The organism is Vibrio sinensis, from assembly GCF_003605645.1.
Lineage (GTDB): Bacteria > Pseudomonadota > Gammaproteobacteria > Enterobacterales > Vibrionaceae > Vibrio > Vibrio sinensis.
In genome coordinates this window covers 1-2,277 of record NZ_QVMU01000065.1, presented here as the reverse complement: position 1 = coordinate 2,277, position 2,277 = coordinate 1, and the positions used below count along the sequence as shown (strand labels likewise).

At 45.6% G+C, this 2,277-nt stretch carries 1 pseudogene; it reads right to left on the bottom strand.

Features of this window, described 5'->3' with window-relative positions:
- Positions 1 to 2,277, bottom strand: a pseudogene (gene adhE, locus DZ860_RS23650) (bifunctional acetaldehyde-CoA/alcohol dehydrogenase); the annotation flags it as partial.

The following is a 2,277-nucleotide window of genomic DNA, read 5'->3' as shown; positions in this document are numbered from 1 at the left end:
TCAGCAACTTCAGCGTAACGACGACGTGCTTGTGGACGGTCGTATTGAGAGAATGCAGTTTGYTTAGTTGGGTTATCRTTCGCGTTGTAACGTACAACGTTAGAGATAAGCGTTAGCCAAACCGTGTGGTAGGTGGAACTCAGCACCTAGTTTGTGTGCCATTGAGTGACATACACCTAGGAATGCGTTCGCAAACGCCATACCAGCGATTGTTGCTGCGTTGTGTACTTTCTCACGAGCGATTGGRTCMGCWGCGCCATTWKYGTAGCTTGATGGTAGGTATTCTTTAAGCATCTTAAGTGCTTGCAGAGCTTGGCCATCTGAGTATTCGTTCGCAAGAACTGATACGTAAGCTTCTAGAGCGTGAGTAACTGCATCGTAACCACCAAATGCKGTTAGCGACTTAGGCATGTTCATGACTAGGTTCGCATCAACGATAGCCATGTTTGGCGTGATTTCGTAGTCAGCTAGTGGGTACTTAGCRCCTGTCTTGTCGTCAGTAACAACCGCGAATGGTGTMACTTCTGAACCTGTACCTGAAGTTGTAGTGATACATACAAGCTCAGCTTTTTGACCCATTTTAGGGAACTTGTAGATACGTTTACGGATGTCCATAAAGCGCATTGCTAGTTCTTCAAAGTGAGTTTCTGGGTGCTCGTACATAACCCACATGATCTTAGCCGCRTCCATTGGAGAACCGCCGCCTAGAGCAAGAATTACGTCAGGYTGGAAGCTCTTCATTGCWTCWGCGCCTTTCTCTACTACAGATAGAGTTGGATCCGCTTCTACATCAAAGAATGTTTGAACTTCSATRCCTTGAGCTTTAAGTAGGCTTACTACGTCATCAGCGTAACCGTTGTTGAATAGGAAACGGTCCGTTACTAGRAACGCGCGTTTCTTACCTTCTAGGTCGCCAAGAGCGATWGGAAGGCTACCACGACGGAAGTARATTGATTTCGGTAGTTTGTGCCACAACATATTTTCAGCTCGCTTCGCAACMGTTTTCTTGTTGATTAGGTGCTTAGGACCAACGTTTTCAGAGATAGAGTTACCACCCCATGAACCACAACCTAGCGTYAGTGATGGTGCAACATTAAAGTTGTACAGGTCACCGATACCGCCGTGAGTTGTAGGAATGTTGATAAGAATACGTGCAGTCTTCATCTTGTCACCGAAGTAACGGATGCGGTCTGCGTTCACGTCTTGGTTAGTGTAAAGACCAGATGTGTGACCGATACCACCGATTTCWACCATTTTAACGGCTTGGTCTACTGCGTTCTCGAAAGAAGTCGCGCGGAACATACCAAGAGTTGGAGATAGTTTTTCGTGAGCAAATTCGTCATCGTAAGAGACTTCGCCTAGGCCTTCACCGACAAGAATCTTAGTATCAGCAGGAACTTTAACACCCGCCATTTCAGCGATTGCAGTTGCAGGTTGACCTACGATTTTCGCGTTTAGTGCGCCATCGATAAGAAGAACTTTACGAACTTTATCTGCGTCAGCTTTGCTTAGTACRTGACCTTTGTGAGAAGCGAAACGCKCTTTCACTTCGTCRTAYACTTCATCCATWACGATAACAGCTTGCTCAGAAGCACATACTACGCCGTTGTCGAATGTTTTAGACATTARAATAGAAGCAACAGCACGTTTCACGTCAGCTGTGTCATCGATAACAACAGGAACGTTACCCGCACCTACGCCGATTGCTGGTTTACCAGAAGAGTAAGCCGCTTTAACCATGCCTGGACCACCAGTAGCAAGGATAAGTGCGATGCCATCGTGCTTCATTAGAGCGTTTGAAAGCTCAACTGAAGGYTGGTCAATCCAACCGATGATGTCTTTTGGTGCGCCTGCTGCTACTGCTGCATCTAGAACAAGTTTAGCTGCGTCGTTAGTAGAGTTTTTAGCACGTGGGTGTGGTGAGAAGATGATACCGTTACGAGTCTTCAAAGAAATCAGAGATTTAAAGATCGCTGTAGAAGTCGGGTTGGTTGTTGGAACGATACCACAGATGATACCTACAGGCTCTGCGATAGTCATTGTGCCCATGCTTTCATCTTCTTCAAGAATGCCGCATGTCTTCTCATCTTTGTACTTGTTGTAAATGAATTCTGAAGCAAAGTGGTTCTTAATTACTTTATCTTCAACAATACCCATACCAGACTCAGCAACCGCTTGTTGAGCAAGAGGAATACGAGCTTGGTTAGCTGCTAGAGATGCTGCACGGAAAATTGCATCTACTTGTTCTTGAGAAAAAGTAGCGAATTCTTCTTGAGC